Source organism: Bacteroidota bacterium, from assembly GCA_017303975.1.
Taxonomy (GTDB): domain Bacteria; phylum Bacteroidota; class Bacteroidia; order JAFLBG01; family JAFLBG01; genus JAFLBG01.
The window spans coordinates 1-24,109 of the sequence record JAFLBG010000050.1 but is presented as its reverse complement, the minus strand read 5'-3'; the positions used below and the strand labels follow the sequence as shown (position 1 = coordinate 24,109).

Annotated in this window: 25 protein-coding genes; 16 read left to right on the top strand and 9 right to left on the bottom strand. The window is 36.2% G+C overall.

Annotated features, from left to right (window positions below; translation table 11 throughout):
- The coding region (locus J0M08_13365; protein ID MBN8704051.1) for an aminotransferase class I/II-fold pyridoxal phosphate-dependent enzyme at positions 1-738 on the bottom strand (738 nt) is incomplete at its 3' end.
- 226 nt (positions 739-964) lie between these two features.
- Here J0M08_13365 and J0M08_13360 point away from each other — a divergent pair.
- Entirely contained in the window at positions 965-1,297 is a 333-nt protein-coding gene (locus tag J0M08_13360; protein MBN8704050.1) for a hypothetical protein, read from the top strand.
- A 4-nt stretch (positions 1,298-1,301) separates the two neighbouring features.
- Here the strand turns inward: J0M08_13360 and J0M08_13355 are convergent, their stop codons facing one another.
- The gene (locus J0M08_13355) at positions 1,302-3,686 is read right to left on the bottom strand and encodes a UvrD-helicase domain-containing protein (GenBank protein MBN8704049.1); all 2,385 of its coding nucleotides are present in this window, start codon (positions 3,684-3,686) and stop codon (positions 1,302-1,304) included.
- Positions 3,687-3,896: 210 nt separating this feature from the next.
- Here J0M08_13355 and J0M08_13350 point away from each other — a divergent pair, with 210 nt between their 5' ends.
- Complete coding sequence (locus J0M08_13350) at positions 3,897-4,316, top strand: nucleoside-diphosphate kinase (GenBank protein MBN8704048.1); 420 nt, start codon at positions 3,897-3,899, stop codon at positions 4,314-4,316.
- A 74-nt stretch (positions 4,317-4,390) separates the two neighbouring features.
- On the opposite strand, the gene J0M08_13345 is transcribed toward J0M08_13350, so the two are convergent.
- From J0M08_13345 to purT, 4 genes are read right to left on the bottom strand one after another with little or no spacing between them, the layout of a single operon-like run.
- Positions 4,391-4,849 (bottom strand): hypothetical protein, encoded by a 459-nt coding sequence (locus J0M08_13345; protein MBN8704047.1) that lies wholly within the window; start codon positions 4,847-4,849, stop codon positions 4,391-4,393.
- 27 nt (positions 4,850-4,876) lie between these two features.
- Complete coding sequence (gene selD, locus J0M08_13340; protein ID MBN8704046.1) at positions 4,877-5,914, bottom strand: selenide, water dikinase SelD; 1,038 nt, start codon at positions 5,912-5,914, stop codon at positions 4,877-4,879.
- Positions 5,896-6,921: a tRNA 2-selenouridine(34) synthase MnmH gene (mnmH, locus tag J0M08_13335; GenBank protein MBN8704045.1), complete on the bottom strand. Its 1,026-nt coding sequence runs from the start codon at positions 6,919-6,921 to the stop codon at positions 5,896-5,898. Before mnmH ends, selD begins: the two co-directional genes overlap by 19 nt.
- Before the next feature lie 20 nt (positions 6,922-6,941).
- Positions 6,942-8,111: a formate-dependent phosphoribosylglycinamide formyltransferase gene (purT, locus tag J0M08_13330; GenBank protein MBN8704044.1), complete on the bottom strand. Its 1,170-nt coding sequence runs from the start codon at positions 8,109-8,111 to the stop codon at positions 6,942-6,944.
- A 257-nt stretch (positions 8,112-8,368) separates the two neighbouring features.
- Here purT and J0M08_13325 point away from each other — a divergent pair, with 257 nt between their 5' ends.
- The 8 genes from J0M08_13325 to J0M08_13290 all read left to right on the top strand — a co-directional run bounded on the left by J0M08_13325 (position 8,369) and on the right by J0M08_13290 (position 16,659).
- Positions 8,369-9,340: a (2Fe-2S)-binding protein gene (locus tag J0M08_13325; protein ID MBN8704043.1), complete on the top strand. Its 972-nt coding sequence runs from the start codon at positions 8,369-8,371 to the stop codon at positions 9,338-9,340.
- Positions 9,341-9,350: 10 nt separating this feature from the next.
- Positions 9,351-10,376: an NADH-quinone oxidoreductase subunit NuoH gene (gene nuoH / locus J0M08_13320; protein ID MBN8704042.1), complete on the top strand. Its 1,026-nt coding sequence runs from the start codon at positions 9,351-9,353 to the stop codon at positions 10,374-10,376.
- Positions 10,377-10,395: 19 nt separating this feature from the next.
- Positions 10,396-10,995, top strand: coding sequence for an NADH-quinone oxidoreductase subunit I (locus J0M08_13315; GenBank protein ID MBN8704041.1), 600 nt, complete (start codon positions 10,396-10,398; stop codon positions 10,993-10,995).
- Between the two features lie 75 nt (positions 10,996-11,070).
- On the top strand, positions 11,071-11,571 hold the full coding sequence (locus J0M08_13310) for an NADH-quinone oxidoreductase subunit J (protein ID MBN8704040.1): 501 nt from the start codon (positions 11,071-11,073) through the stop codon (positions 11,569-11,571).
- A 4-nt stretch (positions 11,572-11,575) separates the two neighbouring features.
- A complete protein-coding gene (nuoK, locus tag J0M08_13305) occupies positions 11,576-11,875 on the top strand; it encodes an NADH-quinone oxidoreductase subunit NuoK (protein MBN8704039.1) in 300 nt (99 codons plus the stop codon).
- A 67-nt stretch (positions 11,876-11,942) separates the two neighbouring features.
- A complete protein-coding gene (gene nuoL / locus J0M08_13300; GenBank protein MBN8704038.1) occupies positions 11,943-13,838 on the top strand; it encodes an NADH-quinone oxidoreductase subunit L in 1,896 nt (631 codons plus the stop codon).
- Entirely contained in the window at positions 13,835-15,283 is a 1,449-nt protein-coding gene (locus tag J0M08_13295) for an NADH-quinone oxidoreductase subunit M (protein ID MBN8704037.1), read from the top strand. The genes nuoL and J0M08_13295 overlap by 4 nt, the downstream gene beginning before the upstream one ends.
- 2 nt (positions 15,284-15,285) lie before the next feature.
- On the top strand, positions 15,286-16,659 hold the full coding sequence (locus J0M08_13290; protein ID MBN8704036.1) for an NADH-quinone oxidoreductase subunit N: 1,374 nt from the start codon (positions 15,286-15,288) through the stop codon (positions 16,657-16,659).
- 178 nt (positions 16,660-16,837) lie between these two features.
- Here J0M08_13290 and J0M08_13285 read toward each other — a convergent pair whose 3' ends face one another.
- Positions 16,838-17,467 carry an HAD family phosphatase gene (locus J0M08_13285; GenBank protein MBN8704035.1) on the bottom strand — a complete coding sequence of 210 codons (630 nt, stop codon included), beginning with the start codon at positions 17,465-17,467 and terminating at the stop codon, positions 16,838-16,840.
- 50 nt (positions 17,468-17,517) lie between these two features.
- Positions 17,518-18,357, bottom strand: a complete 840-nt coding sequence (locus J0M08_13280; protein MBN8704034.1) for a hypothetical protein — start codon at positions 18,355-18,357, stop codon at positions 17,518-17,520.
- A gap of 130 nt (positions 18,358-18,487) precedes the next feature.
- Here J0M08_13280 and J0M08_13275 point away from each other — a divergent pair, with 130 nt between their 5' ends.
- From J0M08_13275 to J0M08_13255, 5 genes are all read left to right on the top strand, one after another.
- Complete coding sequence (locus J0M08_13275; GenBank protein ID MBN8704033.1) at positions 18,488-19,399, top strand: hypothetical protein; 912 nt, start codon at positions 18,488-18,490, stop codon at positions 19,397-19,399.
- Between the two features lie 3 nt (positions 19,400-19,402).
- Positions 19,403-19,813 (top strand): hypothetical protein, encoded by a 411-nt coding sequence (locus J0M08_13270; GenBank protein MBN8704032.1) that lies wholly within the window; start codon positions 19,403-19,405, stop codon positions 19,811-19,813.
- Positions 19,814-19,936: 123 nt separating this feature from the next.
- A complete protein-coding gene (locus J0M08_13265) occupies positions 19,937-20,452 on the top strand; it encodes a 30S ribosomal protein S16 (GenBank protein MBN8704031.1) in 516 nt (171 codons plus the stop codon).
- Between the two features lie 52 nt (positions 20,453-20,504).
- A complete protein-coding gene (gene rimM / locus J0M08_13260; protein ID MBN8704030.1) occupies positions 20,505-21,026 on the top strand; it encodes a 16S rRNA processing protein RimM in 522 nt (173 codons plus the stop codon).
- A gap of 97 nt (positions 21,027-21,123) precedes the next feature.
- Positions 21,124-21,840, top strand: coding sequence for a methyltransferase (locus J0M08_13255; protein ID MBN8704029.1), 717 nt, complete (start codon positions 21,124-21,126; stop codon positions 21,838-21,840).
- Here J0M08_13255 and J0M08_13250 read toward each other — a convergent pair.
- Positions 21,829-23,208, bottom strand: coding sequence for a dipeptidase (locus tag J0M08_13250; GenBank protein MBN8704028.1), 1,380 nt, complete (start codon positions 23,206-23,208; stop codon positions 21,829-21,831). The two genes, J0M08_13255 and J0M08_13250, sit on opposite strands and share 12 nt — an antisense overlap.
- A gap of 351 nt (positions 23,209-23,559) precedes the next feature.
- Between J0M08_13250 and J0M08_13245 the strand changes: the two genes are divergently transcribed.
- Positions 23,560-24,109 (top strand): hypothetical protein (locus J0M08_13245; protein MBN8704027.1); only part of this gene is annotated, 550 nt, incomplete at its 3' end.

Sequence of the window (24,109 nt, the reverse complement as noted above, 5' to 3'; positions counted from 1 at the left end):
CCCACCAAGTGCTTTACCCAGAGTACCCGTAATAATATCTATCTTACCCATTACATTACAATGCTCTGCGGTACCCTTACCGGTTTTACCAACAAAACCCGTAGAATGGCTATCATCAACCATAATTAGCGCATTGTATTTTTGAGCTAACACTACTATTTCATCTAGCTTTGCAATAAAACCATCCATCGAAAAAACACCATCGGTAACAATAATCTTGAATCGCTGAGCAGAAGCTTGTTTCAGTTGCTCCTCCAAATCAGTCATATCATTATTTTTATAGCGATACCGTTTTGCTTTGCAAAGACGCACTCCATCTATAATAGAGGCATGATTTAATTCATCAGAAATGATAGCATCTTCTTCTCCAAACAATGGCTCAAAAACCCCACCATTAGCATCAAATGCAGCAGCATATAAAATAGTGTCTTCGGTACCCAAGAAATTCGCAATTTTTTTCTCCAATGTTTTATGTATATCCTGTGTGCCGCAAATAAAGCGAACGGAAGACATTCCATAACCATGCGTATCTAGTGTTTTTTTAGCCGCCTCAATTACCTTTGGGTGCGATGATAATCCCAAATAATTATTTGCACAAAAATTTATTACCTCAGAACCTGCTGTAGTATTGATATCTGCCCCTTGTGGAGTAGTTATAATTCTTTCTTTTTTATACAAACTCGCCTCTTCAATAGCTTTAAGCTCTTTTTCTAAGTGTTGTTTAAATGATGCGTACATAGTTATTTGTTTATTTTTTGGTAAAACTACATAATTTCTACATAAGCAAAACATGCAACACACAACACATAAATTACGTTTTAATATACTGATATACAAATTAATAATTCAAATTATAATCTTAAATAACGATTTAGGGTTATTCATTAAATTATATTTTAAGTGGATATAAAGGGAAGTATCAAATATGTTTGGTGCATAGATGTTAATGACTAAAACAAAACATATGAAAAATATACTTATCGCACTTTTTTCTTTAGTTATCGTTTATAGTGCACATGCCAAACTTGCTTTTAACACCTCAGAAATTGCAGCAACAATTAATAAATCTGTTAAGTATAAGCAGGGAGTTGGCTCTACAGTTAATGCCTCTATGCTACTAGAAGAAAACGACAAAGTAGTTATTCCCAAAAAAATTGAAGTTCACGAAGCCGGAATTGCTCCCATAAACACCATTCTTATGGTTGTTATTGTATTTCTAATACTTGGCGCTTTCGTTTATTTATGGAGAAACAAACGGCTTGGGAGTATTAGTAAAAAATCATACACCGCTATTTAATGCACTAACCAAGTATTTGCAGCTTTGCAAATTTTATAAGCAACTGCTTTTGACCTGCATTATCAAATAAGATGGTTGCTTTATTGTACGGAAAAAAACCTTCCATCTGAATTACCTTACCTGTCCCAAAACGCTCATGTGCAACAGACATTCCAACTTGCAAATCTTTTAGCAATTCCGGATTGTGTGTTGTATCAGAATTTGCAGCTGTATTCATTCTGATTAAATTTTTCTTTATAGGCGAAGGAGTTGTAACCACAGGCTTTGCAGTTACACTCGATTTTGGCCGAAACGTGTTTGTTCGTCTTACTTCGTTGTTATCAAAAACAGGCTCGTCAAATTCGGTAAGACTTGCAGGCATCTCTAAATGTTCTGCAGATATTTCTTCTAAAAAACGACTTGGCTCGCTGTTTATCAAATTACCCCAACGGTAGCGGGTAACAGCATAAGAGAGTGTTGCCTTTTTTTCTGCACGAGTAAGTGCCACATAAAACAAGCGTCTTTCTTCTTCTAAATCAGTTCTAGAATTGAGCGACATTTGTGATGGAAATAAATTTTCTTCCAATCCCACTACATACACATACGAAAACTCGAGTCCTTTAGCGGCATGTATAGTCATCAAAGAAACATAATCTTTTTCGGTATCACTTTCTTTATCTGCATCTGTAAGCAATGCTATGTCTTGCAAATAAGCTGCTAGCGAGCGTGGCGGATTTACAGTTATTGCGCCATCTCCTTCATTTACCTCCTCTACAATTTTAGTTAACTCAATAGCTTGATTCACCATTTCTTGCTGTTCTGCCTCATCTGAAAATTCTTTCAAGCCATTTAATAACTCTTGAATATTTTCGTACCGGCTAACACCTTCGGGGGTTTTGTCTGTATAAAATTCTCGCAAAAGTCCGCTGCTATTGGCAATCAGCTCACCAATCTCATAGGCATTTTTTATTTCCGCTTGCGATGAAAAACTTTTTATCATGGCAACAAAATCGGCTATTTTGCTCTTTGTTCCTGAATTTAAATCTGTGAACTCATTAATATTTTCCATTACCGTCCAAATGCTTACATCGTGGTCGGTTGCAGCCACCATTAGTTTCTGAACAGTTGTATCTCCAATTCCTCTTGCAGGATAGTTGATGATTCTTTTTAACGATTCTTCATCGTGATTATTAACTGTTAGCCGCAAATAAGCCACCATGTCCTTTACCTCTTTACGCTGATAAAAAGATAGTCCGCCAAATATTTTATAAGGAACATTCAATTTCCTAAGCGCCTCTTCCATTGCTCTAGACTGGGCATTAGTACGATACAATATTGCAAACTCTTTATTGTGAGCTTGTTTATTCATCTTTGTTTCAAAAATAGATTGTGCCACCTTTGCCCCTTCTTCATTATCAGTCATTGCACGAATAAGTTTTATTTTTTCTCCTCGCTCGTTGTCTGTCCACACTTGCTTTTTTAGTTGATCTTTATTGTTGGCAATTACATTATTTGCTGCTTGTACGATAGTGTTGGTGCTTCTGTAATTTTGCTCGAGTTTAAAAACTTTTAAATCGGGATAATCTTTTTCAAAATTTAAAATATTCTGAATATTCGCACCTCTAAAAGCGTAGATACTTTGGGCATCATCGCCTACTACACAAATGTTTTCGTACCGTGCAGCCAATTGTTTAATAATTACATATTGAGAAAAATTGGTATCCTGATACTCATCTACCAAAATGTATTTAAAACGTTCTTGGTATTTTAACAACACCTCCGGAAAATCGCGCAGCAACACGTTTGTATTGAATAACAAATCATCAAAGTCCATTGCTCCTGCTTTAAAACAGCGTTTGGCGTAGGTTTCGTAAATCTGCCCCAACAAAGGCTTGCCAGACATTTTATCTTCTTCTTGCACCTGTTTATTGGCATTGTAAGCTGCCGCTGAAATCAAACTATTTTTTGCTGCAGAAATACGGGAATAGACCAATGCAGGCTTATACACTTTTTCATCTAAGTTTAATGATTTTACGATATCCTTTATTAAGCCTTTCGTATCCTCTGTGTCGTAAATTGTAAAGTTTGTAGGGTAACCAATTTTTTCAGCCTCTGCACGTAATATACGAGCAAATACAGAGTGAAATGTCCCCATCCACAAATTCTTGCTCTCGTTACCTCCTACAATTAATTTTATTCTGTCCTTCATAGAACGCGCAGCCTTATTGGTAAACGTAAGTGCCAATACATTAAACGCATCTACCCCCGTTTGCAGCAAGTGTGCAATTCGATAGGTAAGTACACGTGTTTTCCCAGAGCCCGCACCTGCAACAATCATCATGGGGCCTGCAATATTTATAGCTGCTTGTTTTTGTACCTCGTTTAGCTCATTCAAATAATTATCGTTCATATGTAGGTTTACAAGAAATTAATATGCTTTTAAAAGAAAAAATATACGTAATTAGACTTTACGAATATATTATTTTGCCTTGTTTTATTTGCCATCAAAGGAATTTATAATTATTAACAAGATATTAAATTCTGAAGCTGCATTAAACCCAAATTTAATTTTACGTGCTAAACTTTTACTACATTTGCAGCAACTTAATTTTAAAAATTTATGACAACTAACAGAACTTTTACCATGATTAAGCCTGATGGTGTTGCGAACAACTACATCGGTCCTATTTTAGCAAAAATGAACGAAGCCGGCTTTAAAATTGTAGCCATGAAATACACTAAACTTACTGCAGAAATGGCTGGTAAGTTTTACGAAGTACATAAAGAGCGGCCGTTCTACAAAGATCTTGTACAATATATGTCTTCAGGGCCAATTGTGGCTGCCATCTTGGAAAAAGACAATGCCATTGCAGATTTCAGAAAATTAATTGGCGCTACAGATCCCGCAAAAGCTGAGCCCGGAACTATTCGTGCATTATTTGCAAAATCAATTTCTGCAAATGCTGTGCATGGTTCAGATAGCGATGAAAACGCAAAAATTGAAGGCGATTTCTTTTTCTCTCAATTAGAGCGTCCGTAGTTTAGAGATATACAAAAGCGAAGAGGGCGATGCTTGTTAATCCAAACATCGCCCTCTTCGCTTATAATAGTATCCTACTTTGTGCTTTTAAAGTGGAATTCCTGAACAGGATTGGTATCTTTTACCTCCACCCAAAGTTCTTTATTCTTTAGACGTAGTATTTTATATACTGTTCTTGTAGATGTAGATTGTCCTGTAAAAGTTGTATTTGTTTCCACTTCCTCCTTACCGGACAAAAACTCCCAGGTACCAGTTCCTGTAAGTGTTACAGGGAAGCCCATATAATTGCCTCCAAGCGTTACATCTAAATCGCCATTTCGTTTAAGTTCCATTTTGTTGGACGAAACTAGCTGTTTGTACTCAACAGTCTTATCCACCCCTGCTTCAAAATATTTTTCCATTTCCCAAGTACCCGCAACTCTGGCTTTCTTTGTTCTGAGCGAGAACATAGGACCATCTTCGTATTTTTTACAAGAGCCCAAAAACAATGTGGTTGTAAGCAAAACAAGCAAACTTAATTTAATCGTTTTCATTTTTTTATTTTTTACAAATGTATGGCTTTAGCAAATATCTACCAAACAACCGTTTGGCAGTTTCGGTCGCATTTCTCCTATAACGAATAATTCTAATTTTTCTTTCGCAAATAAGTCTTTCAAACTACCCAATTTAGATTTATCCACTGAGATTAATAACCCTCCGTTGGTTTGTGGGTCGCACAATGTAAAAAAAGAAGTAGCTACATTTCCCGATACTTCCTTTTCGTATGCATTCCAATTTCTATAGGTATTATCAGGCACAATGTATTGTTGAATGTAGTAGTCTATTCCATCAATTTTGGGAACCGCTTCGTAATTCATTTCAGCAGACACCCCAGAAGCTTTGCACACTTCTACCAAATGCCCTAATAATCCAAAACCTGTAATATCAGTTAGTGCGTGCACAAAATCCAACTCCCCCAATTTCGCTCCTATTGAGTTTAATTTCATCATTACCTGTGCTGCTTTCCCTAAATCTTCTACTCTTAACTTATCTCTTTTTTCGGCTGCACTCAAAATGCCTGTTCCTATTGACTTTGTAAGACAAATAACATCTCCTGTTTTAGCGCCTCCATTTGTCTTTATATTACTCTTTTTTACCAATCCATTTACGCTCAACCCAAAAATAGGCTCTTGGCTCTCAATACTATGCCCACCGGCAATTTGAATACCAGCTTCGGTACATGCATCAACAGCTCCTTTTGTTACCAACTGCGCAATTTCAATTGGCAACTTGTCTGTAGGCCAACCCAATATAGAGAGCGCCATAATTGGCGTTCCGCCCATTGCATATACATCGCTTAATGCATTTGCCGCTGCTATTCTGCCAAAAGAATAGGGATCGTCAACAATAGGAGTAAAAAAGTCTGTAGTGGAAATTAATGCAATTTCATTACCTAAATCATACACAGCAGCATCATCAGAGGTTTCATTACCAACCAATAAATTTTTGCCTTTAAATAAATTCAAATTCGAATCCAAAATTTTACCTAAAACAGCTGGAGCTATTTTACAGCCGCAGCCGGAAGCCTTACTGTATGAGGTTAATTTAACTTTTTCCATTGTATGAGCTGTTGTGCTATTGCCTTTAAATCTGGTTCGACAAATTCGAATTGTATAATTAATTTCTTATCTCTCTCGGAAAGCCCATATAAATAAGCCTTATCGTAGTATGTTAAATTGATTTCGCACGCTGTGGTTAAATCTCCCTTTTCAATAGCTTCTACAGCTCGCTTAACGTGCTGCCCTCCTAACCTTTTAGCAATGCGGCTAGTAGCTGTAATCAATTCTTCTTTACTGTATTTTCCGTATTGCTGAACTAAATATCGAGTTCTTACAGCAAAAGATAAACTAACAAATGTAACTCGGGAAGTCCTCATTTGACGCCAAAAACCGGTAGGTATTCCTACTCGACCAATGGTTCGGCTTTCGTCCTCTACCCAAAAGTGTTTGTCTGTTCCCACATCCAGTAAATGCGTTGCAAGTAAATTTTCGAAATGCTCTTGCGTAGGCGGGGCTTGCTCTCCAAGCGAACCAAAAGAAGATCCTTTATGATTTGCTAATTTTTCCAAATCAATAATTAGTTGATTCTGCCCCTGCAAATGCTGCAATAACTCCGTTTTCCCTGTGCCTGTGTAACCACCCAATACCGTAAAAAAATATTTCTTATCGAACTGTGCCAGCACATAATTTCGATATGCCTTGTACCCTTTTCTTAGTGTATATACCTTATAGCCGTACATTTCCAACAACCACGCAACGCTACCGCTGCGCATGCCTCCCCGCCAACAATAAAGCAGAATAGTTGTGTCTGAAGTTTGCTTAACAACAGCTTTTATCAACTGTTTTAATTTGGGACCAACCAGCTCAAGTCCTTTTAAAATAGCTGGCTGCCGACCATCGTGCTTGTAAATCTTTCCAACAACCGCTCGCTCTTCATCTTCAAAAAGAGGCAGATTAATGGACCCGGGCAAATGTCCTTTTAAATATTCAGCAGGGGTTCTAACATCAAACACCTGATGTTTTTTAGCAAGTTCAACATACTGCTCTATATCAATAGGTGTAGGCATTTTAGCTATTCTATCACTATTTAATTAACATGCACTTTTATTTTCTTTGCCAATTCAATTGCCTTGGAAGTTACTGAATTTATAGAGGAGGTAAGTATATCACTTACAAGCACTACTGCCATTCTTCTGTAGGGTCTGGTTGTTGGCTTGCCAAAAATTCGCACATCGGTATTGGACTCTTTCAAAACATCTACTACGCCTGTATAAGTTGGATGAGCGCCCTCTTTCGTTGCAAGCACCACAGCACTTGCTGCATTCTTTAGCAATTCAATAAACGGGATTGGCAATCCTAAAACCGCACGAGCGTGCAACTCAAACTCTGTTAAATTTTGAGAACCTGCAAGCGTTACCATTCCTGTATCATGAGGCCTTGGCGATAATTCAGAAAAATAAACACCCGTGTTTGTTAAAAAAAATTCTACACCCCAAATACCTGCACCTCCAAGAGCTTGGGTAACCTTAGCTGCCATTTGTTGTGCCTCTTCCAGTTGCTTGCTGTTAATAGCAGCAGGCTGCCAACTCTCTTGATAATCGCCCCTTTCTTGCCTATGACCTATAGGTGCGCAAAACAAAGTAGGTCCGTTTTTTTGTGTAACAGTTAATAAAGTTATTTCCGACTCAAATTTTATAAACTCTTCTGCAATAACTTCCATATAATCTCCCCTGCTCCCACTTAAGGCATATTCCCATGCTTTTGAAATATCGTCCTTTGTTTTTATAACAGATTGGCCTTTCCCTGACGATGACATTAATGGTTTTACAACACAAGGTAATCCAAGCGCAGCTACTGCACTTTCCAATTCACTTAAAGTTGATGCATATTGGTATTTTGCTGTTCTTACCCCTAATTCCTTTGCAGCCAAATCGCGAATAGCTTTTCTATTCATGGTAAAATTAGCAGCCTTAGCGCTTGGCACAACTTGTATGCCTTGATTTTCATACTCATAAAAACGCTCTGTTCGTATGGCTTCAATCTCAGGAACAATAATATCGGGATTGTGCTTAGCCACAATTGCATCTAATGTATTACCATCTAACATATTTATAATTTCGCACTCATCTGCAACTTGCATAGCAGGAGCATAATCGTACGAATCGACCGCCACCACATACTGACCAAGGCGCTTGGCTGCTATTACAAACTCCTTGCCTAATTCGCCAGAGCCAAGTAAAAGGATTTTCTTAATCATAATACAACATTTTTAGTCTTCAAATCTAGCTAAAAGCAATGTAATGAAATAATACCCAACCAATATTTAATCGACTCAATTAAAGGCTTAATACAGATGCAAATAGCCATTCATCTTGATAAAATAAATAGGTTGATAATTAGTTGTTTATTAAAGCCTCCAACTCAAAAAAACTTATATATTTGTTACTAGTTGTTTTTACAGCAAACCAAATAATCTTCGGATTGTTAACTACTTAAAACCTGTTAGCCTATTTTATGGCAAAAGTAACTATTGATAATCACGAGATAGATGTTCCGGATGGAACAACTATACTTCAAGCAGCACGAATGATTGGCGGAGAAATTGTGCCTCCTGCCATGTGTTATTACTCAAAACTAAAAACATCCGGAGGATATTGCAGAACGTGCATTGTAAAAGTTACGCAAGGCTCTACAAAAGATCCTCGTCCTATGCCCAAACCTGTTGCATCTTGCAGAACAACTGTGATGGACGGAATGGTAGTAGAAAACATTACTTCTCCAGATTTGTTGGAAGCAAGAGCCGGTGTTGTTGAATTTTTATTAATAAACCATCCGTTAGATTGCCCTATTTGCGACCAAGCCGGAGAATGCCACCTGCAAGACTTGGGGTACGAGCATGGTAAAATGCGCACTCGCTACGAATTTAAGAGAAGAACATTCCAACAAATTGATATTGGCAAATACATTAAATTACACATGACCCGTTGCATTCTTTGCTACCGCTGTGTAAAAGTGGCAGAGCAATTGTGCGATGGCAGAGTACATGGTGTAATGAACAGAGGCGATGTAGCTGAAATTAGCACCTACATTGAAAATGCAATAGAAAATGAATTCTCCGGAAACATGGTGGATGTGTGCCCTGTAGGCGCATTAACAGATAAAACATTCCGCTTTAAAAGTCGTGTATGGTTTACCAAACCTGTTGATGCACACAGAGAATGTAAAAAGTGTTCGGGAAAAGTGCGTTTGTGGTATAAAGGGGAAGAAGTGCTAAGAGTAACAGCACGCAAAGATGTGTATGGCGAAGTGGAAGAATTTATATGCAATGATTGCCGTTTCCACACTAAAAACACGAAAGACTGGACTATTGAAAAACCAAGTCATATAGACCGTCATTCGGTAATTTCACAAAATCATTACGAGAACTTAGCTCAACTAAAATTAGATGTAGCTAAGCAGCAAAAAAAATTACAAGAGAAAAAATAGATATTGTTTTATGGAAATGTCTTTCATTATATACAAACTTATTCTTGCTACCTGCGTGTTTGGAGCATCTTTATTTGTTGCCATGTATTCTACCTATGCAGAACGTAAAGTAGCAGCTTTTTTGCAAGATCGTATAGGTCCCAATAGAGCCGGTCCTTTTGGAATTTTACAACCGTTAGCCGATGGTGTTAAGATGTTTATGAAAGAAGAAATTATACCAAATGTTTCGAATAAGTTTTTGTTTTTGCTTGGTCCAAGTATAGCTATGTTAACTGCACTAATGACAGGAGCTGTAATTCCTTGGGGAACTTCGCTTACTATAAATGGCACAGATTATCCACTACAAGTAACCGATATTAATATTGGCATACTTTATTTATTCGGAGTAGTTTCTATTGGAGTATATGGAATTATGATTGGAGGATGGGCTTCTAACAACAAATATTCCTTGCTTGGTGCATTGCGTGCATCATCTCAAATGATAAGTTATGAACTTGCTATGGGCTTATCCATTATTGCATTAGTAATGATGACAGGCACTTTAAGCGTTCGTGAAATTGCGGCACAACAAACGGGTTGGCACTGGAATGTAATTTACCAACCTCTTGGTTTTCTAATTTTTCTAATCTGCGCTTTTGCTGAAACAAATAGAGCTCCGTTCGACTTAGCAGAATGTGAAAGTGAATTGGTTGGCGGATATCACACTGAATACAGCAGTATGAAGCTTGGATTTTATCTATTTGCCGAATACATAAACATGTTTATATCCTCCGCAATAATTGCTACATTCTATTTTGGCGGATACAACATGCCATTAATAGGGCGTTTTGTAACTAATCCCAATACGCTTGCTATGCTTGGCACAATGTTCTTATTCTTAAAAATATTTTTCTTTATTTTCTTTTACATGTGGATTAGATGGACAATCCCGAGATTTAGATACGACCAATTGATGCACTTAGGATGGAAAATTTTAATCCCATTAGCCATTGCAAATATTATTTTTACAGGATTTGGAATGTACTTTTTTAATTAATTAACGGCAAACTGTAGTTATGTTAACTCTTACAAATAGATCAAAAGTTGTTGTAAAAAAGCAAATGACCTTTTGGGAAAAGCTTTATATACCTGCAATTTTAGGTGGCTTAAGAATTACATTCAGTCATTTTTTTAAGAAAAAAGCCACTATAAGTTATCCGGAAGTACAACGAGAATTTGCTCCAGTTTATAGAGGGCAACATGTATTGAAGCGAGACGAAAATGGCGCTGAACGATGCACGTCTTGCGGACTATGCGCAGTAGCATGCCCGGCAGAAGCAATTACAATGACATCCGCGGAGCGTAAGCCAGGAGAAGAAAATTTATATAGAGAAGAAAAATATGCTGCTACCTATGAAATAAACATGTTGCGTTGCATATTTTGCGGATTGTGTGAAGAAGCTTGCCCAAAAGAAGCTATATTTTTAACAGATAGGATAGTTCCTTCTGCTGACTTAAGAAAAAATTTCGTGTATGGTAAAAACAAACTTGTTGAGCCAATAGAAAAAGAAAAGAGAATTAGTGTAGCAAGAAGACAAACAGAAGATGTTTCAGAATTTAAAAAGCAGCCAAATGTGGCACACAATAAATTATTTGAAGGCAAGAAATTAAAATAAGATTTTTAAAATCAAATTGATTTAAAATACGATGATTCATTTTAGATATTATATTTGTTCTGCTAACTAAGTTTTATGATTTCAACTTATATATTTTATTTTTTATCCTTTGTTGCAGTCTTTTCTGCGCTGCTTGTAATTACATCCAAAAACCCAATTTATAGTGTATTATATTTAGTTGTAACGTTTTTTAGCATTGCAGGGCACTATGTTTTATTAAATGCTCAGTTCCTTGCAGCGGTTCATGTTATTGTTTATGCCGGTGCTATTATGGTGCTATTTCTATTTGTTATTATGCTTCTAAATCTTAATGAAGAAACAGAAACTCACAAACCTGCTCTTGTAAAATTTGCCGGAGTTATTTCCGGAGGTCTGCTTTTATTGGTACTAGTAGCTGCACTAAAAAATTTCGAGATGGCTCCTATTCAAAATGCTCCTAATCCTAATATTGGATTAATAAAAAATATTGGTAAAGTTTTATTTGGCGAATTCATGGTTCCATTTGAAGTATCATCGATACTTTTTTTAGGCGCCATGGTTGGTGCCGTTATGTTAGGTAAAAAAGAAATAAAATAAAGTGATAGCAATTGATCATTATGTTACGCTAAGCGTACTACTTTTTTGTATTGGTGTTCTAGGTGTACTACTTAGAAGAAATGCCATAATAATATTTATGTCAATCGAATTGATGTTAAATGCGGTAAATCTTTTATTGGTATCTTTTTCGAGTTACTTATCAGATACCGCAGGCCAAGTATTTGTTGTATTCACTATGGTTGTTGCGGCAGCAGAGGTAGCAGTTGGATTAGCAATTTTAGTTACTGTTTATAGAAACAGTAAAACAACAGATGTAAATGTATTGAACAAACTAAAATGGTAGTCACTGGCTGCGCCAGAGTTTTAAATTAGGAATGCTAAATTATAAATAAAGAAATTCGAGATAAATTATGATGTCGCTTGTTTGTTTAGTGCCACTTATGCCGCTGCTAGGAGCTGCCCTATTAGGGTTGTTTGGGAAGAAGCTAACAAAAAACACAGCCGGAATAATTGGTTCCGGTGTTATTTTAGCTGCATTCATCATTTCTCTTATTTCATTTTTTAACTTAAAAGCTGCTAAACCGGAAATAATAAATCTATTTACCTGGATAAAAGCAGGCGATTTTAAAGCAGATTTTTCTTTTCAAATAGATGAGCTATCTAGCTTGTTTATGCTCATAATTACAGGTATTGGCTTTTTAATTCATGTGTATTCTACAGCCTATATGCACGAAGACGAAGGGCACAACAGGTATTTTGCTTACTTAAATCTCTTTGTCTTTTTCATGTTATTGTTGGTAATGGGCTCCAACTATTTGTTAATGTTTGTTGGTTGGGAAGGCGTTGGACTATGCTCCTACTTGTTAATTGGATTTTGGTTTAAAAATGATGCGTATAACAATGCTGCTAAAAAAGCATTTATCATGAATCGCATTGGGGACTTAGGTTTTATTCTTGGTATTATACTTTTGTTCATCACTTTCGGAAGCATCAATTATACAGACGTATTCCAATCTGCTAACAAATTTGCATCAGGCGAAACAGCTATTATTTGTATTACACTTTTATTGTTTGTTGGTGCCATGGGCAAGAGTGCTCAAATTCCTTTATATACGTGGCTACCGGATGCTATGGCAGGGCCAACACCTGTGTCTGCTTTGATACATGCGGCAACCATGGTTACTGCAGGTATTTATATGATAGCCCGATCAAACATATTATTTAGCATGGCACCGTTTACTATGGAAGTTATTGCTATTGTTGGTCTAGTAACCGCCCTATTTGCAGCAACAATTGGACTTGTTCAAAACGATATTAAAAAAGTTTTGGCATATTCTACTGTAAGTCAGTTAGGATATATGTTTTTAGGACTTGGCGTAGGCGCTTATACAGGCGCAGTATTTCATGTTACCACTCATGCGTTTTTCAAAGCATTGTTATTCCTTGGTGCTGGTAGCGTTATTCATGGCATGAGTGGAGACCAAGACATTAGAAACATGGGCGGACTGAAAAAGAAAATGCCGGTAACCTACATAACTTTTTTACTTGGAACCATTGCTATATCGGGTATTCCACCATTCTCCGGATTTTTCTCTAAAGACGAAATTTTAGCTAATGTTTATGCTCATAACAAATTTTATTGGCTACTTGCGGTAATCGGGGCAATGATGACAGCATTTTATATGTTCCGCTTATTATTCCTAACTTTTTTTGGTGAGTTCCGCGGAACAGATCACCAAGCGCATCATTTGCACGAAAGTCCAAAAGCTATGACAATTCCATTAATTATTCTTTCCGTGCTTTCTGTTATTGGCGGTTTCATGGGCATTCCGGAGGTACTGCATGGACATCACTTCTTAAAAGAGTATTTAGCGCCAATTTTCAGCGGATCACAAATTGTTGCAATGGCTAATCACTTAACACACGAAACAGAATATATGCTTATTGGAATTGCTATACTTACTGCAGCAGTATCTATTTATTATGCATACGATCTATTCGCGAAGAAAGCAACTATCCCAGCTGCTGAAAATGAAGAATTAAAACCTATCCACAAACTTGTTTACCACAAATATTGGGTTGATGAGCTTTACGAAAAAGTAATAACAAAACCTTACAATTGGATTTCAGACATTTCATATCGATTTGTAGAACTTCGGTTTATTGATGCTATTGTAAATGGAACCGGCACACTAGTTAATAGAACCGCAATTGCATTGAGATATATTCAAACCGGAAGCATTGGATTTTACATATTTGCTATGACCATTGGGATAGCGCTTATATTGTTACTTACATTGATATGATTACATTACTCATACTTCTTTTACCATTAGTTGCAGGCATCCTAATTTATTTAGGAAAAAAAGAAAACGCCTATAAACTTACACTTGCTTTTTCTTTGCTGGAATTACTTGTTGTTGCCATTGGCGTTTACGTTTTCAAGACACAAGGCGAATCTTCGTTAGCGATTAACTATCCTTGGATTAAGTCTATTGGCACGCATTTCAACATTGCAATAAATGGATTAAATGTTTTACTCGTTCTATTAACCGGATTATTATTACCAATCATCGTTTATAGCACTGCAAACAGAATTACAGAAAAAACAAATTTATTCTATGCCCTTGTTCTATTCATGCAATTTGCACTGCAAGGCGTTTTCATGGCTCGTGATGGTTTCTTGTTCTACATTTTTTGGGAGCTAGCTCTTTTACCAATTTGGTTTATTTGCTTGCTTTGGAGCGAAGAAAATAGAACAAAAACTACTTTTAAATTTTTTGTTTATACACTAACAGGAAGCTTGTTTATGCTTGCCTCACTAATTTACCTATATGTGCATACAAGCAATGGAAGCTTTGCTATTGAAGATTTATACACAGCAGGAAAATCATTATCGGTAAAAGAACAACGCTATATTTTCTGGGGAATGTTTATTGCCTTTGCTATTAAAATGCCGGTATTTCCTTTCCACACATGGCAACCTGATACATATACCAACGCCCCTACAGCAGGAACTATGTTACTTTCCGGCATTATGTTAAAAATGGGTACGTATGGATTAATTGTATGGTTGCTTCCATTAGCTCCTGCAGGAGTTGAAAAATATGCCTATTTAGCTATTACGCTAAGTATCATTGGTATAATTTACGGTTCGAGTCTAGCACTTGTACAAAAAGATTTTAAACGATTAATCGCTTACTCTTCCTTTGCGCACGTAGGGTTAATGAGTGCAGGAATCTTAACATGTAATTCGATGGGCGTACAAGGCAGCATTATTCAAATGTTTAGCCATGGTATAAATGTAGTAGGTCTATTTTTAGTTGTAGATATTTTCCAACGCAACACCGGAACACGCACCATTACAAGCTTGGGAGGGCTAAGAAACATAGATGGTTTATTTGCTTTTCTATTTCTAGTTATACTTTTAGGCAGTGTGGCACTTCCGCTTACCAGTGGATTCGTAGGAGAATTTTTACTACTCAATTCTATTTACCAATACAACTCCGTAATGGCTGTTTTTGCAGGACTTACGGTAATTCTAGGTGCTGTATATATGCTTAGAAGCTACCAAAGCATAATGCTTGGCGAGGTAAGAGGCGAAAGCATTAAATACCAAGGTATGACCAGCAATGAGAAAATTTCGCTTATAATCATTTCAATACTAATTATTGTTTTAGGAGTTTATCCGAATATACTTATGAGTTTATCGGAAGGTGCTGTAATGGATTTAGTTAATAGTGTAAAATAAATATGAAGACATTAGTAGCATTATCAGTTTTATCGGTACTGGCTTTATTTTCTGAAATATTTCGTTTCAAGAAATTTTTGTTTCCTATAGTTCTTGTAGGACTTGTAGCAGTTGCAGGCATTACGCTTACAGAATGGAATTTTGAAAATTTGTATTACAAGATGATACGAATGGATAAATATGCTGTAGGCTTCTCTGTTTTGCTGATGCTTATTACAGCATTATGGTTTGTATTTTCTAAAGATTATTTTACTCCGGAAAAAAGCATAACAGACTACTATGCATTGGTTTTATTTGCTTTGATTGGTGGTGTTATTCTAGTTTCCTATAATAACCTATCTATGCTGTTTTTGGGCATTGAAATTTTATCAATACCCGTTTATGTTTTAGCCGCAAGTAAGAAAGACGATATTTCCTCTAATGAATCCGGAATGAAATATTTTTTAATGGGAGCATTTGCCTCCGGATTTTTATTGTTTGGAATAGCATTTTTATATGGTGCTACCGGAACGTTTGATACTAGTGCTATTGGTGGATATGCTGCAGCTAATGTAAATGGATTATCCACTTTTTATGTAACTGGACTTTCGTTAGTATTAGTAGGATTGTTATTTAAAGTATCGGCTGTTCCACTTCATTTTTGGGCACCGGATGTTTACGATGGCGCACCAACACCTGTAACAGCTTTTATGGCAACTGTTGTAAAAACTGCTGCTATTGGGGCTTTCATGCGTATTTTTGCCACTTCATTTTCATACACACCAAACGAATGGACTACAATCTTAACTATTGTAGCAGCATTAACATTACTTGTAGGTAATATCACCGCTGTATTTCAAAGTAATATTAAACGCATGTTTGCGTATTCAAGTATATCACACGCAGGGTATATGCTATTGGCTATTATAGCAATGAATACTTCATCCGGAAAAAGTATTTTATACTATGCAGCATCCTACTCCATTGCTTCTTTAATTGGATTCAGTGTGCTATCTGTAGTGGCTGAGAAAAAAGGAGTTGGCCACATTGGTGCATTTAACGGGCTAAGCAGAACAAATCCTAAACTATCTGCTTTTATGACATTAGCTTTATTATCAATGGCAGGAATACCTCCACTAGCAGGCTTTTTCGCAAAGTATCAAATCTTTTTAGCAGCTTTTAAAAGTGGACATATTAGTATTGTACTTGTTGCAATCGTAGCTTCTTTAATTGGCGTATATTATTATTTCAGAATAATTATTGCTATGTACTCTAAACAAACAAGCGAAACCGAGCCTATTGAAGTTTCCGGCACTACAAAAGCCTTGTTATATATCTGCACTATTTTATTAATTGCAATGGGATTATTCCCGGATGCAATTGTAGGTAAATTCTAGAATTAAAACACCTTCATCACTACTCATCAGTGCCTTTTTCTTCGAAAATTATCTGATTTCAGTTTGGTGCTTTTTCACACCTATTAAGTATATCTGTTTTTGTGATACTCAAAAAAATTAGAAAAGAGGAAGAATTAAAGAGTAGTAAACCTTAACCGATACAAATAAAAAACATTCTCTAATACTCAATATCCAAAATAGTGGTTGGATTCTCCAAATGAAAGGTCGTAATCCCCAACGATTTTGCGCCTTCTATATGTTGTGGCGAATCGTCAATAAAAACAACATGTTTGGGGAGTAAATTATTTTCCAACAATACATGCTCAAAAATTTCTGCATCAGGCTTACGCTTTCCAATTTGGTACGATAAATATACTTTATTGAAATAGTCGGTTAAATCAGGCATTGCAAACTTACCTTTCAAAAAAAGATGAAACTCATTTATATGAATTTCATTTGTATTGCTCAATAAAAAAATGGAATACTTGTCTCTAAGCTTTTTCAACAAATGCAATCGCTCCTCCGGAAGATCTAATAACATTGCATTCCAAGCCTCCACAATTTGTTCGTTAGATACACTTTCAGGCAAAAAAGATTTTATACGCTCTAAAAATTCAAATGAGCTGATGAATCCTTTTTCGTATTCATCGAAAAAATCTTTTTGAACTTGCTTCGAGAAAAAATAATTAAAATCATGCAGTCCCAATCCTTTAAAGGCCTCAACCGTTTTTTGATAATCAATATTTAAAATAACACCACCTAAATCAAAAATGATAGCTTGGGTATTTGCAGGAATTTGAAATTTCATCTTGAAAAATTTTGGATTGGTGCAACTTGCGCCAGAAAAAAATATCCCTCTTATTGATCTTGAGCAAGAATATATTTTACGTACATGGTATAAATACCTGGTTGTGCGTATTCGGTTGGGTTATCAATAAAATTAGTAGCGGCATCTGCATTGGTTACATATGCAGCAGCTGAGTTTACAGTTGTTGCATCATCATGCGCAGGAAATACCACAGGAAGCCCCGGAATAATTCTATAATCAATAGAGTAATAATAACTACTGCTCGTAGTAGCTTGTAAAATATAGCTTCCGCCTGCTACTTGACAATTACCACCCGTTCCGGTTCCACCTGCTATATACTTTTCAGATGCGCCCATTGCAGCAGCAGAAGTTGGAGAAGTATAAGGAGCACCGGGACTTGGAGCATAAACCGTATTGTTGCTGGATATTGTATTAATGCCTGTACGCATTTGAAATGGTCTGCTGTAATCACTAGATTGTGCTACTGTAGATAAACAACCTAAAGCAATGGATGGATTTTCCGGGGTTTGATGAAGTTCCAATGCTGTAATTGGAACGGTATTAAACGCATCGGTAGCTACTTGATATTGCGCTGGATTATCCCACAAAAAATTACCTACCGAACCATTGGAAAGACCTGCTGCCCATAAATCCCATGAAACGGTAGCGCTTACTTTAAGCACGGTAACACCATATTTAGTGATGCCTGCATAATAATCTTGTATTTGCCCAAAGGTAAAATCCAATTGTTCCGGTCCCTCCATTTTAAGCTGTAAGAACGGTTGTACATCAATAGTAACAACAACTTCGTGAGCAGAATTAAGTTGGGCAGAACTCTGTAATGAAATTACAACTAAAATTATACTTACTAAAAAAGTTAGTACACGCATTTGAAACTTGCCGAATTAGCTTTAAATATACAATTTTATTCATTACTGAACATAATCAAATAATAAAAGGTTACAGTTTGCTAAAATAAACTTTGTGATTATATTTAGGTAAATCATAGATTCATCTGTAATGAGAAAAATCAAACACATTTGGAGTATTCCAATGTTGTTATTTTGTTTAGCGTGCAACAACAATACTAACGACACCCCCGTTCAAACCATTGATACAACTGCACTTGCACAAAAAAAACTGGAAATGTCCAGTGAAGCCATCAATGAAGTTATTAAGTCAATTCCTTCTCCATTAGAACTTACCTCACTTATTAAAGAAAGTGGAGCAGAATTTAATAAAGGAATGCTAAACAGTACAGAAAGCAAAGGTGGCTACACGCAAACGTTTAGTAAGGCTGTAAATTTGGGTATTTATGGAGCCGATTTAGGATACATAAATATTTACGAAAAATCTACTGCGGCTATCGATTATTTAGGTGCTGTAAGAGGGTTGGCAGATGATTTGTACTTAGGACAATTTTTCGATTTTGAAACACTAAAAAGACTAGCATCCAATAGCAGCAAACTCGATTCGCTTATTTTTATTTCGACCATGAGTTTTGAAAAAATGAATAATTATTTAGCAAAACAAAAGCGTGATAACATAAGTGTTTTGATGCTTATTGGAGGTTGGATTGAATCCTTGCATTTAGCAGCTACAGTTGCAAAAGAAACCAAAAGCCCTAAATTGATGGAGCGTGTAGGAGAACAAAAAATTTCGCTCGACCAAATTATGATTCTACTTAAGCTTTTTAAAGACGACAAAGCGTTTGTAGGATTAAATGATGAAGTAGAAAAATTAAAAAACTTATTTGATCAGGTAAAAATAACCTATGAATACAAAGAGCCCGTTACAAAAGAGGTGGATGGCATGTTGGTTGTAGAAGAAAATTCCGGAAGCACCAGTACTGTTGAAATATCTCAACCATTGTTCGAGCAAATTGCTGCTCAAATTTCAAAAATTAGAACCACCCTTACTAAAGTTAATTAACGTATGCGTAAAGTTTTACTTACCACGATAACAGCTATTTGTTTTTTACTTGTTTCTCCAACTGCCTATGGTCAGTGTGATAGCGAAGATTTTTTAGATAAATGCTCCTCTCAATTGAATGATTATAAATTTGTAAAATCGTTCGAATCGAGCGAGAAAAAAGAATTTTCGTATGTATTTAGTAAAGATCACGACTATGTGCTTACCGTTTGCGATCAAGGCAAAGCTGGGAAAATGATTGTAAATCTATACGATAGAAATCACAAACTGGTTATAAGCAGCTACGCAAAATCGTCAAAGAAACATTACCCTACCATAGGCTACAAATGCACCGCTACAGGCGTTTATTACATCGAAACTGTATTTGACAATAGTTCCGGCTGTGGAGTAAGTATCTTAGGGTTTAAAAAATAGCTTCTCCACCACTTTTATTACACTAATTATCAGTGCGTTAAATTAATTTTAGCTGTACAGAGGGGTATAATTCAAAAAAAGTGCGATATTTGCAGACTTTAATTTAAAAAACAACTAAATAAAATGGCTACAAGAATTAGGTTACAAAGACATGGTAAAAAGCATCAAGCTTTTTTTCACCTTGTTGTTGCTGACGGTCGTGCACCGAGAGATGGAAAGTACATTGAAAAATTAGGGACTTATAATCCTAAAACTAATCCGGCTACTATCGATTTAAATTTCGACAGAGCTTTGTATTGGCTTCAAACAGGCGCTCAACCATCTGATACAGCAAAAGCAGTATTAATGTATAAAGGTGTAATTTATAAAAATCATCTTTTAAAGGGCGTTACAAAAAAGGCTCTTACATTAGAACAAGCAGAAGCTAAATTTGCAAAATGGATGAACGACAAAACTGCAAAAATAGAAGGTAAAAAAACTACCTTGGTTGAAGCGAAAAAAGACTCCTACAAAAAACGTATGGAAGCTGAAAAAGAAGTAAAAGCTAAAAAAGCAGAAAAAATTGCTGCAAAAAACACACCTCCGGTTGTTGAAGCAGCAGCACCTGAAGCTACAGAGGGAGCACAGGCAGCAGAATAATTATATTTAACAGTAATTGAAAAACATCCCGCTTAGGCGGGATGTTTGTTTTATGGACAATCTAGATTTAAAAAATTACGTATGTGTAGGTACTGTTTCCAAGCCATTTGGACACAAAGGAGAAGTTTCGCTTAAAATAAAAGTAACTCTTAAAAAGAAACTTACTAATCATGATTTTGTGTTCTTTAAAATCAATGCAAGCTTGGTTCCGTTTTACATAGAAAATTGTATCGTAAAAGGAGAAACGTACGGACTAAAACTAGAAACCATCAACTCCATTTCTGATGCCGAAAAGTATAATAACAGGGAGATTTTTTTGCCCAGATCAACCACCAAATCACTATCAAATAAAAAAGAGTACGGCAACTTAATTGGATTTGAATTGTACGATGCAAAGGCAGGTAAAATTGGTGTAGTAGAAGGTGTACTAGACACAAAGGCGCAACCATTACTGCAAATTACCTATCAAAATAGAGAAGTATTGATTCCACTGGCAGAGGACTTAATTCAAGACATTGATACAGAGAATAAAATTATCACTCTACACATCCCATCAGGTCTACTCGACTTATAATTGTCGACAATAAACAACATTTAGTCTATATTTTTTTACAATTCGTCTTGATTTTAAATCTATTCTTGCGTATATTTATCTCAATATCCGTTAGTGTATGTCAAACAGTGCGTTTGCGTTTAAGCAGTTTGTTGTAAAACAAGATAAGTGTGCCATGAAAGTGAGCACAGATGCCGTGTTGCTTGGATCATGGGCAAATGCGCAACATGCAAAACACATTTTAGATATTGGTACCGGCACCGGAGTAATAGCAATGATGCTTGCACAAAAAACAAATGCTAGTATTGATGCCATTGATATAGATGAAGGCGCCTATTTACAAGCAAAAGAAAATGTTGTAAATAGCAAATGGAACGAACGCATTAAGGTGTATCACGCGTCATTTCAAGAGTTTGCTCAAAAAGAAACAAAAAAATACGACTTAATTGTTTCTAATCCTCCTTACTTTATTGGCTCGTCAAAGGCAGGTTATTTTGAACGTACATTAGCGCGCCATGCAGATGTGCTTCCCTACTCCGACTTGCTGGACGGGGCCGTTAAATTACTTGACAAAAAAGGAATATTTAAAGTAATTCTACCCTGCAAAGAAGGCGAAATATTTAGAGACATGGCTGAATCGAAACGCTTGTTGCTTACAAAGCTAACACGTGTGCGAACAAAACAAGAAAAAACAACCGAAAAAAGATTGCTGATGCAATTTGCTTTTGAACGAACTTCTTTTTCCGAAAACACGCTCGTAATAGGGCACAACCAAGACTCCGGATATACCTTAGAGTACAAGCAACTTACAAAAGATTACTATTTAGCCTTTTGATAATTGAGCATAATGCTTATAAAACAACGGAATAGTTTCAATTCCTTTCAAAAAATTAAATACTCCGTAATGCTCATTTGGCGAGTGTATGGCGTCACTATCTAAGCCAAAGCCCATCAATATAGAATCTAACCCAAGTTCTGATTTAAATAAGGCTACAATTGGCACACTACCACCGCTACGCGTTGGAATAGGTTTTTTACCAAATGTATCTTGCATTGCCATACTAGCAGCCTTGTATGCAGTTGATGTAATAGAGGTTACAACTGGTTCGCCACCATGATGAAAATTTACTTTTACTTTAACTGATGAAGGTGCAATTTTCTCAAAATGCGTTTTAAACAACTCGGCTATTGTTTCCGAATTTTGATTCGGCACTAAACGCATAGAAATTTTTGCATATGCTTTAGAAGCAATTACTGTTTTAGCTCCTTCTCCGGTATATCCGCCCCAAATACCATTTACATCAAGTGTAGGGCGAATGGAGGTTCTTTCGTTTGTGCTATACTCTTTCTCGCCTAATATATCTGCTATATCTAAATGTTTCTTATACTCATCCAAACTAAAAGGAGCTTTCGCCATTTCGCTTCTTTCTTCCATACTTAAATCAACCACATCGGCATAAAAACCGGGAATAGTAATATGTTGATTTTCGTCTTTCAATTGGGCAATCATATCGCACAATACGTTGATAGGATTAGCAACTGCTCCACCATATAAGCCGGAATGCAAATCTCTATTAGGACCTGTAACTTCTACCTCTACGTAGCTTAAGCCCCGTAGCCCAACAGTTATAGATGGTACATCGTTGGCAATAATTCCGGTATCTGAAATTAAAATTATATCGGCCTTTAATTTTTCTTTGTGTGCTTTTATAAAATCGCCAAGATTAACAGAGCCCACTTCTTCTTCGCCTTCAATCATAAACTTAACATTACATGGCAAATTAGTGTTCTGCATCATGTATTCAAACGCTTTGATGTGCATATACACTTGTCCTTTGTCATCGCAGGCTCCTCGAGCATAAATTTTTTCATTTTTAATTACCGGCTCAAACGGTGGCGAGGTCCATAAATCAAGCGGATCGGCAGGTTGCACATCGTAATGTCCATACACTAAAACAGTGGGTAATTTAGGATCTATTATTTTCTCGCCATATACAATTGGGTGACCGGGAGTTTCAAAAACATCTACCTGTGTGGCGCCAGCCTCTATCAACTTAGCTTTGATAAACTGTGCCGCTTTTGCAACATCTCCTTTGTACTTGGAATCTGCACTAACAGATGGAATTCTTAATAAGTCGAATAATTCACTAAGAAATCTGTCTTTGTTTGTATCAATGTATTTTTTTATGTCTTCGGCTTGCATATAATTATTAGGTTTTTGGTAAATTTTGATAGAGCCTGTTCAATTTTTCATAAAAAATTAACATAGCCATTTCACACGTTCTTCCCGATACATCGGAACTCGAATTGACCATTTTGCGCGATGATATATCGAGCGGAGTCGAGATATGTGTGTTGATATTGTTCACAAATATGAAATTTAAACAGACTCTTAAATGTATTTAAAATAACAAACTATTGCAAAAGAGTTTATTTTTTTGAAAATCAAGTAATTACACTTTTAATTAATAAAATTTGGAGATGCAAATTTTATATTTACTCCACAATGGCTTACCTTTGCACCGAATTTAATATTAACCTAAAAATTTAACTCATGAGAAAGTACTACCATTTTTTGGTTGCAGGTATTTTGCAACTATCTTTTTTTAGCGCATTTGCACAACCTGCAAATGACGAATGTTCATCAGCAATAGCTTTAACTGTAAATTCAGGAACGGTGTGTACATCTACTACTGCAGGAACTATTGCAGGTGCTACGGCATCTTCGCAAGCTAATAGTTGTTTTGGAACAGATGATGACGATGTTTGGTTTTCTTTTGTAGCAACAGCAACCGCACATAAAATAGAATTACTTAATGTAACTGGTTCTACTACAGATTTGTATCACGTAGTATATGGCGGAACATGTGGTGCTCTTGGCTCTTCATTAGTTTGTAGCGACCCAAACAACAGTGTTGTTAGTGGTTTAACAATCGGAAACACTTACTACATTAGAGTTTACTCTTGGACCAGCACAACTGGACAAACAACATCTTTTAATGTGTGTGTGTCCAATTTACCTCCACCACCTGCCAATGACGAGTGTTCTACAGCAACGGCATTAACGGTTAACACAGGTTCATGTGTTATTACTACAGCGGGAA

Coding starts and splice junctions, on each gene's coding strand:
- rimM (MBN8704030.1), top strand. CDS start 20,505: ATGGACAATCTAGATTTAAAAAATTACGTATGTGTAGGTACTGTTTCC.
- mnmH (MBN8704045.1), bottom strand. CDS start 6,921: ATGCCTACACCTATTGATATAGAGCAGTATGTTGAACTTGCTAAAAAA.
- J0M08_13265 (MBN8704031.1), top strand. CDS start 19,937: ATGGCTACAAGAATTAGGTTACAAAGACATGGTAAAAAGCATCAAGCT.
- J0M08_13360 (MBN8704050.1), top strand. CDS start 965: ATGAAAAATATACTTATCGCACTTTTTTCTTTAGTTATCGTTTATAGT.
- J0M08_13270 (MBN8704032.1), top strand. CDS start 19,403: ATGCGTAAAGTTTTACTTACCACGATAACAGCTATTTGTTTTTTACTT.
- selD (MBN8704046.1), bottom strand. CDS start 5,914: ATGGAAAAAGTTAAATTAACCTCATACAGTAAGGCTTCCGGCTGCGGC.
- nuoH (MBN8704042.1), top strand. CDS start 9,351: ATGGAAATGTCTTTCATTATATACAAACTTATTCTTGCTACCTGCGTG.
- nuoL (MBN8704038.1), top strand. CDS start 11,943: ATGATGTCGCTTGTTTGTTTAGTGCCACTTATGCCGCTGCTAGGAGCT.
- J0M08_13250 (MBN8704028.1), bottom strand. CDS start 23,208: ATGCAAGCCGAAGACATAAAAAAATACATTGATACAAACAAAGACAGA.
- J0M08_13325 (MBN8704043.1), top strand. CDS start 8,369: ATGGCAAAAGTAACTATTGATAATCACGAGATAGATGTTCCGGATGGA.
- purT (MBN8704044.1), bottom strand. CDS start 8,111: ATGATTAAGAAAATCCTTTTACTTGGCTCTGGCGAATTAGGCAAGGAG.
- J0M08_13295 (MBN8704037.1), top strand. CDS start 13,835: ATGATTACATTACTCATACTTCTTTTACCATTAGTTGCAGGCATCCTA.
- J0M08_13315 (MBN8704041.1), top strand. CDS start 10,396: ATGTTAACTCTTACAAATAGATCAAAAGTTGTTGTAAAAAAGCAAATG.
- J0M08_13345 (MBN8704047.1), bottom strand. CDS start 4,849: ATGAAAACGATTAAATTAAGTTTGCTTGTTTTGCTTACAACCACATTG.
- J0M08_13255 (MBN8704029.1), top strand. CDS start 21,124: ATGTCAAACAGTGCGTTTGCGTTTAAGCAGTTTGTTGTAAAACAAGAT.
- J0M08_13275 (MBN8704033.1), top strand. CDS start 18,488: ATGAGAAAAATCAAACACATTTGGAGTATTCCAATGTTGTTATTTTGT.
- J0M08_13310 (MBN8704040.1), top strand. CDS start 11,071: ATGATTTCAACTTATATATTTTATTTTTTATCCTTTGTTGCAGTCTTT.
- J0M08_13290 (MBN8704036.1), top strand. CDS start 15,286: ATGAAGACATTAGTAGCATTATCAGTTTTATCGGTACTGGCTTTATTT.
- J0M08_13355 (MBN8704049.1), bottom strand. CDS start 3,686: ATGAACGATAATTATTTGAATGAGCTAAACGAGGTACAAAAACAAGCA.
- J0M08_13285 (MBN8704035.1), bottom strand. CDS start 17,467: ATGAAATTTCAAATTCCTGCAAATACCCAAGCTATCATTTTTGATTTA.
- J0M08_13280 (MBN8704034.1), bottom strand. CDS start 18,357: ATGCGTGTACTAACTTTTTTAGTAAGTATAATTTTAGTTGTAATTTCA.
- J0M08_13350 (MBN8704048.1), top strand. CDS start 3,897: ATGACAACTAACAGAACTTTTACCATGATTAAGCCTGATGGTGTTGCG.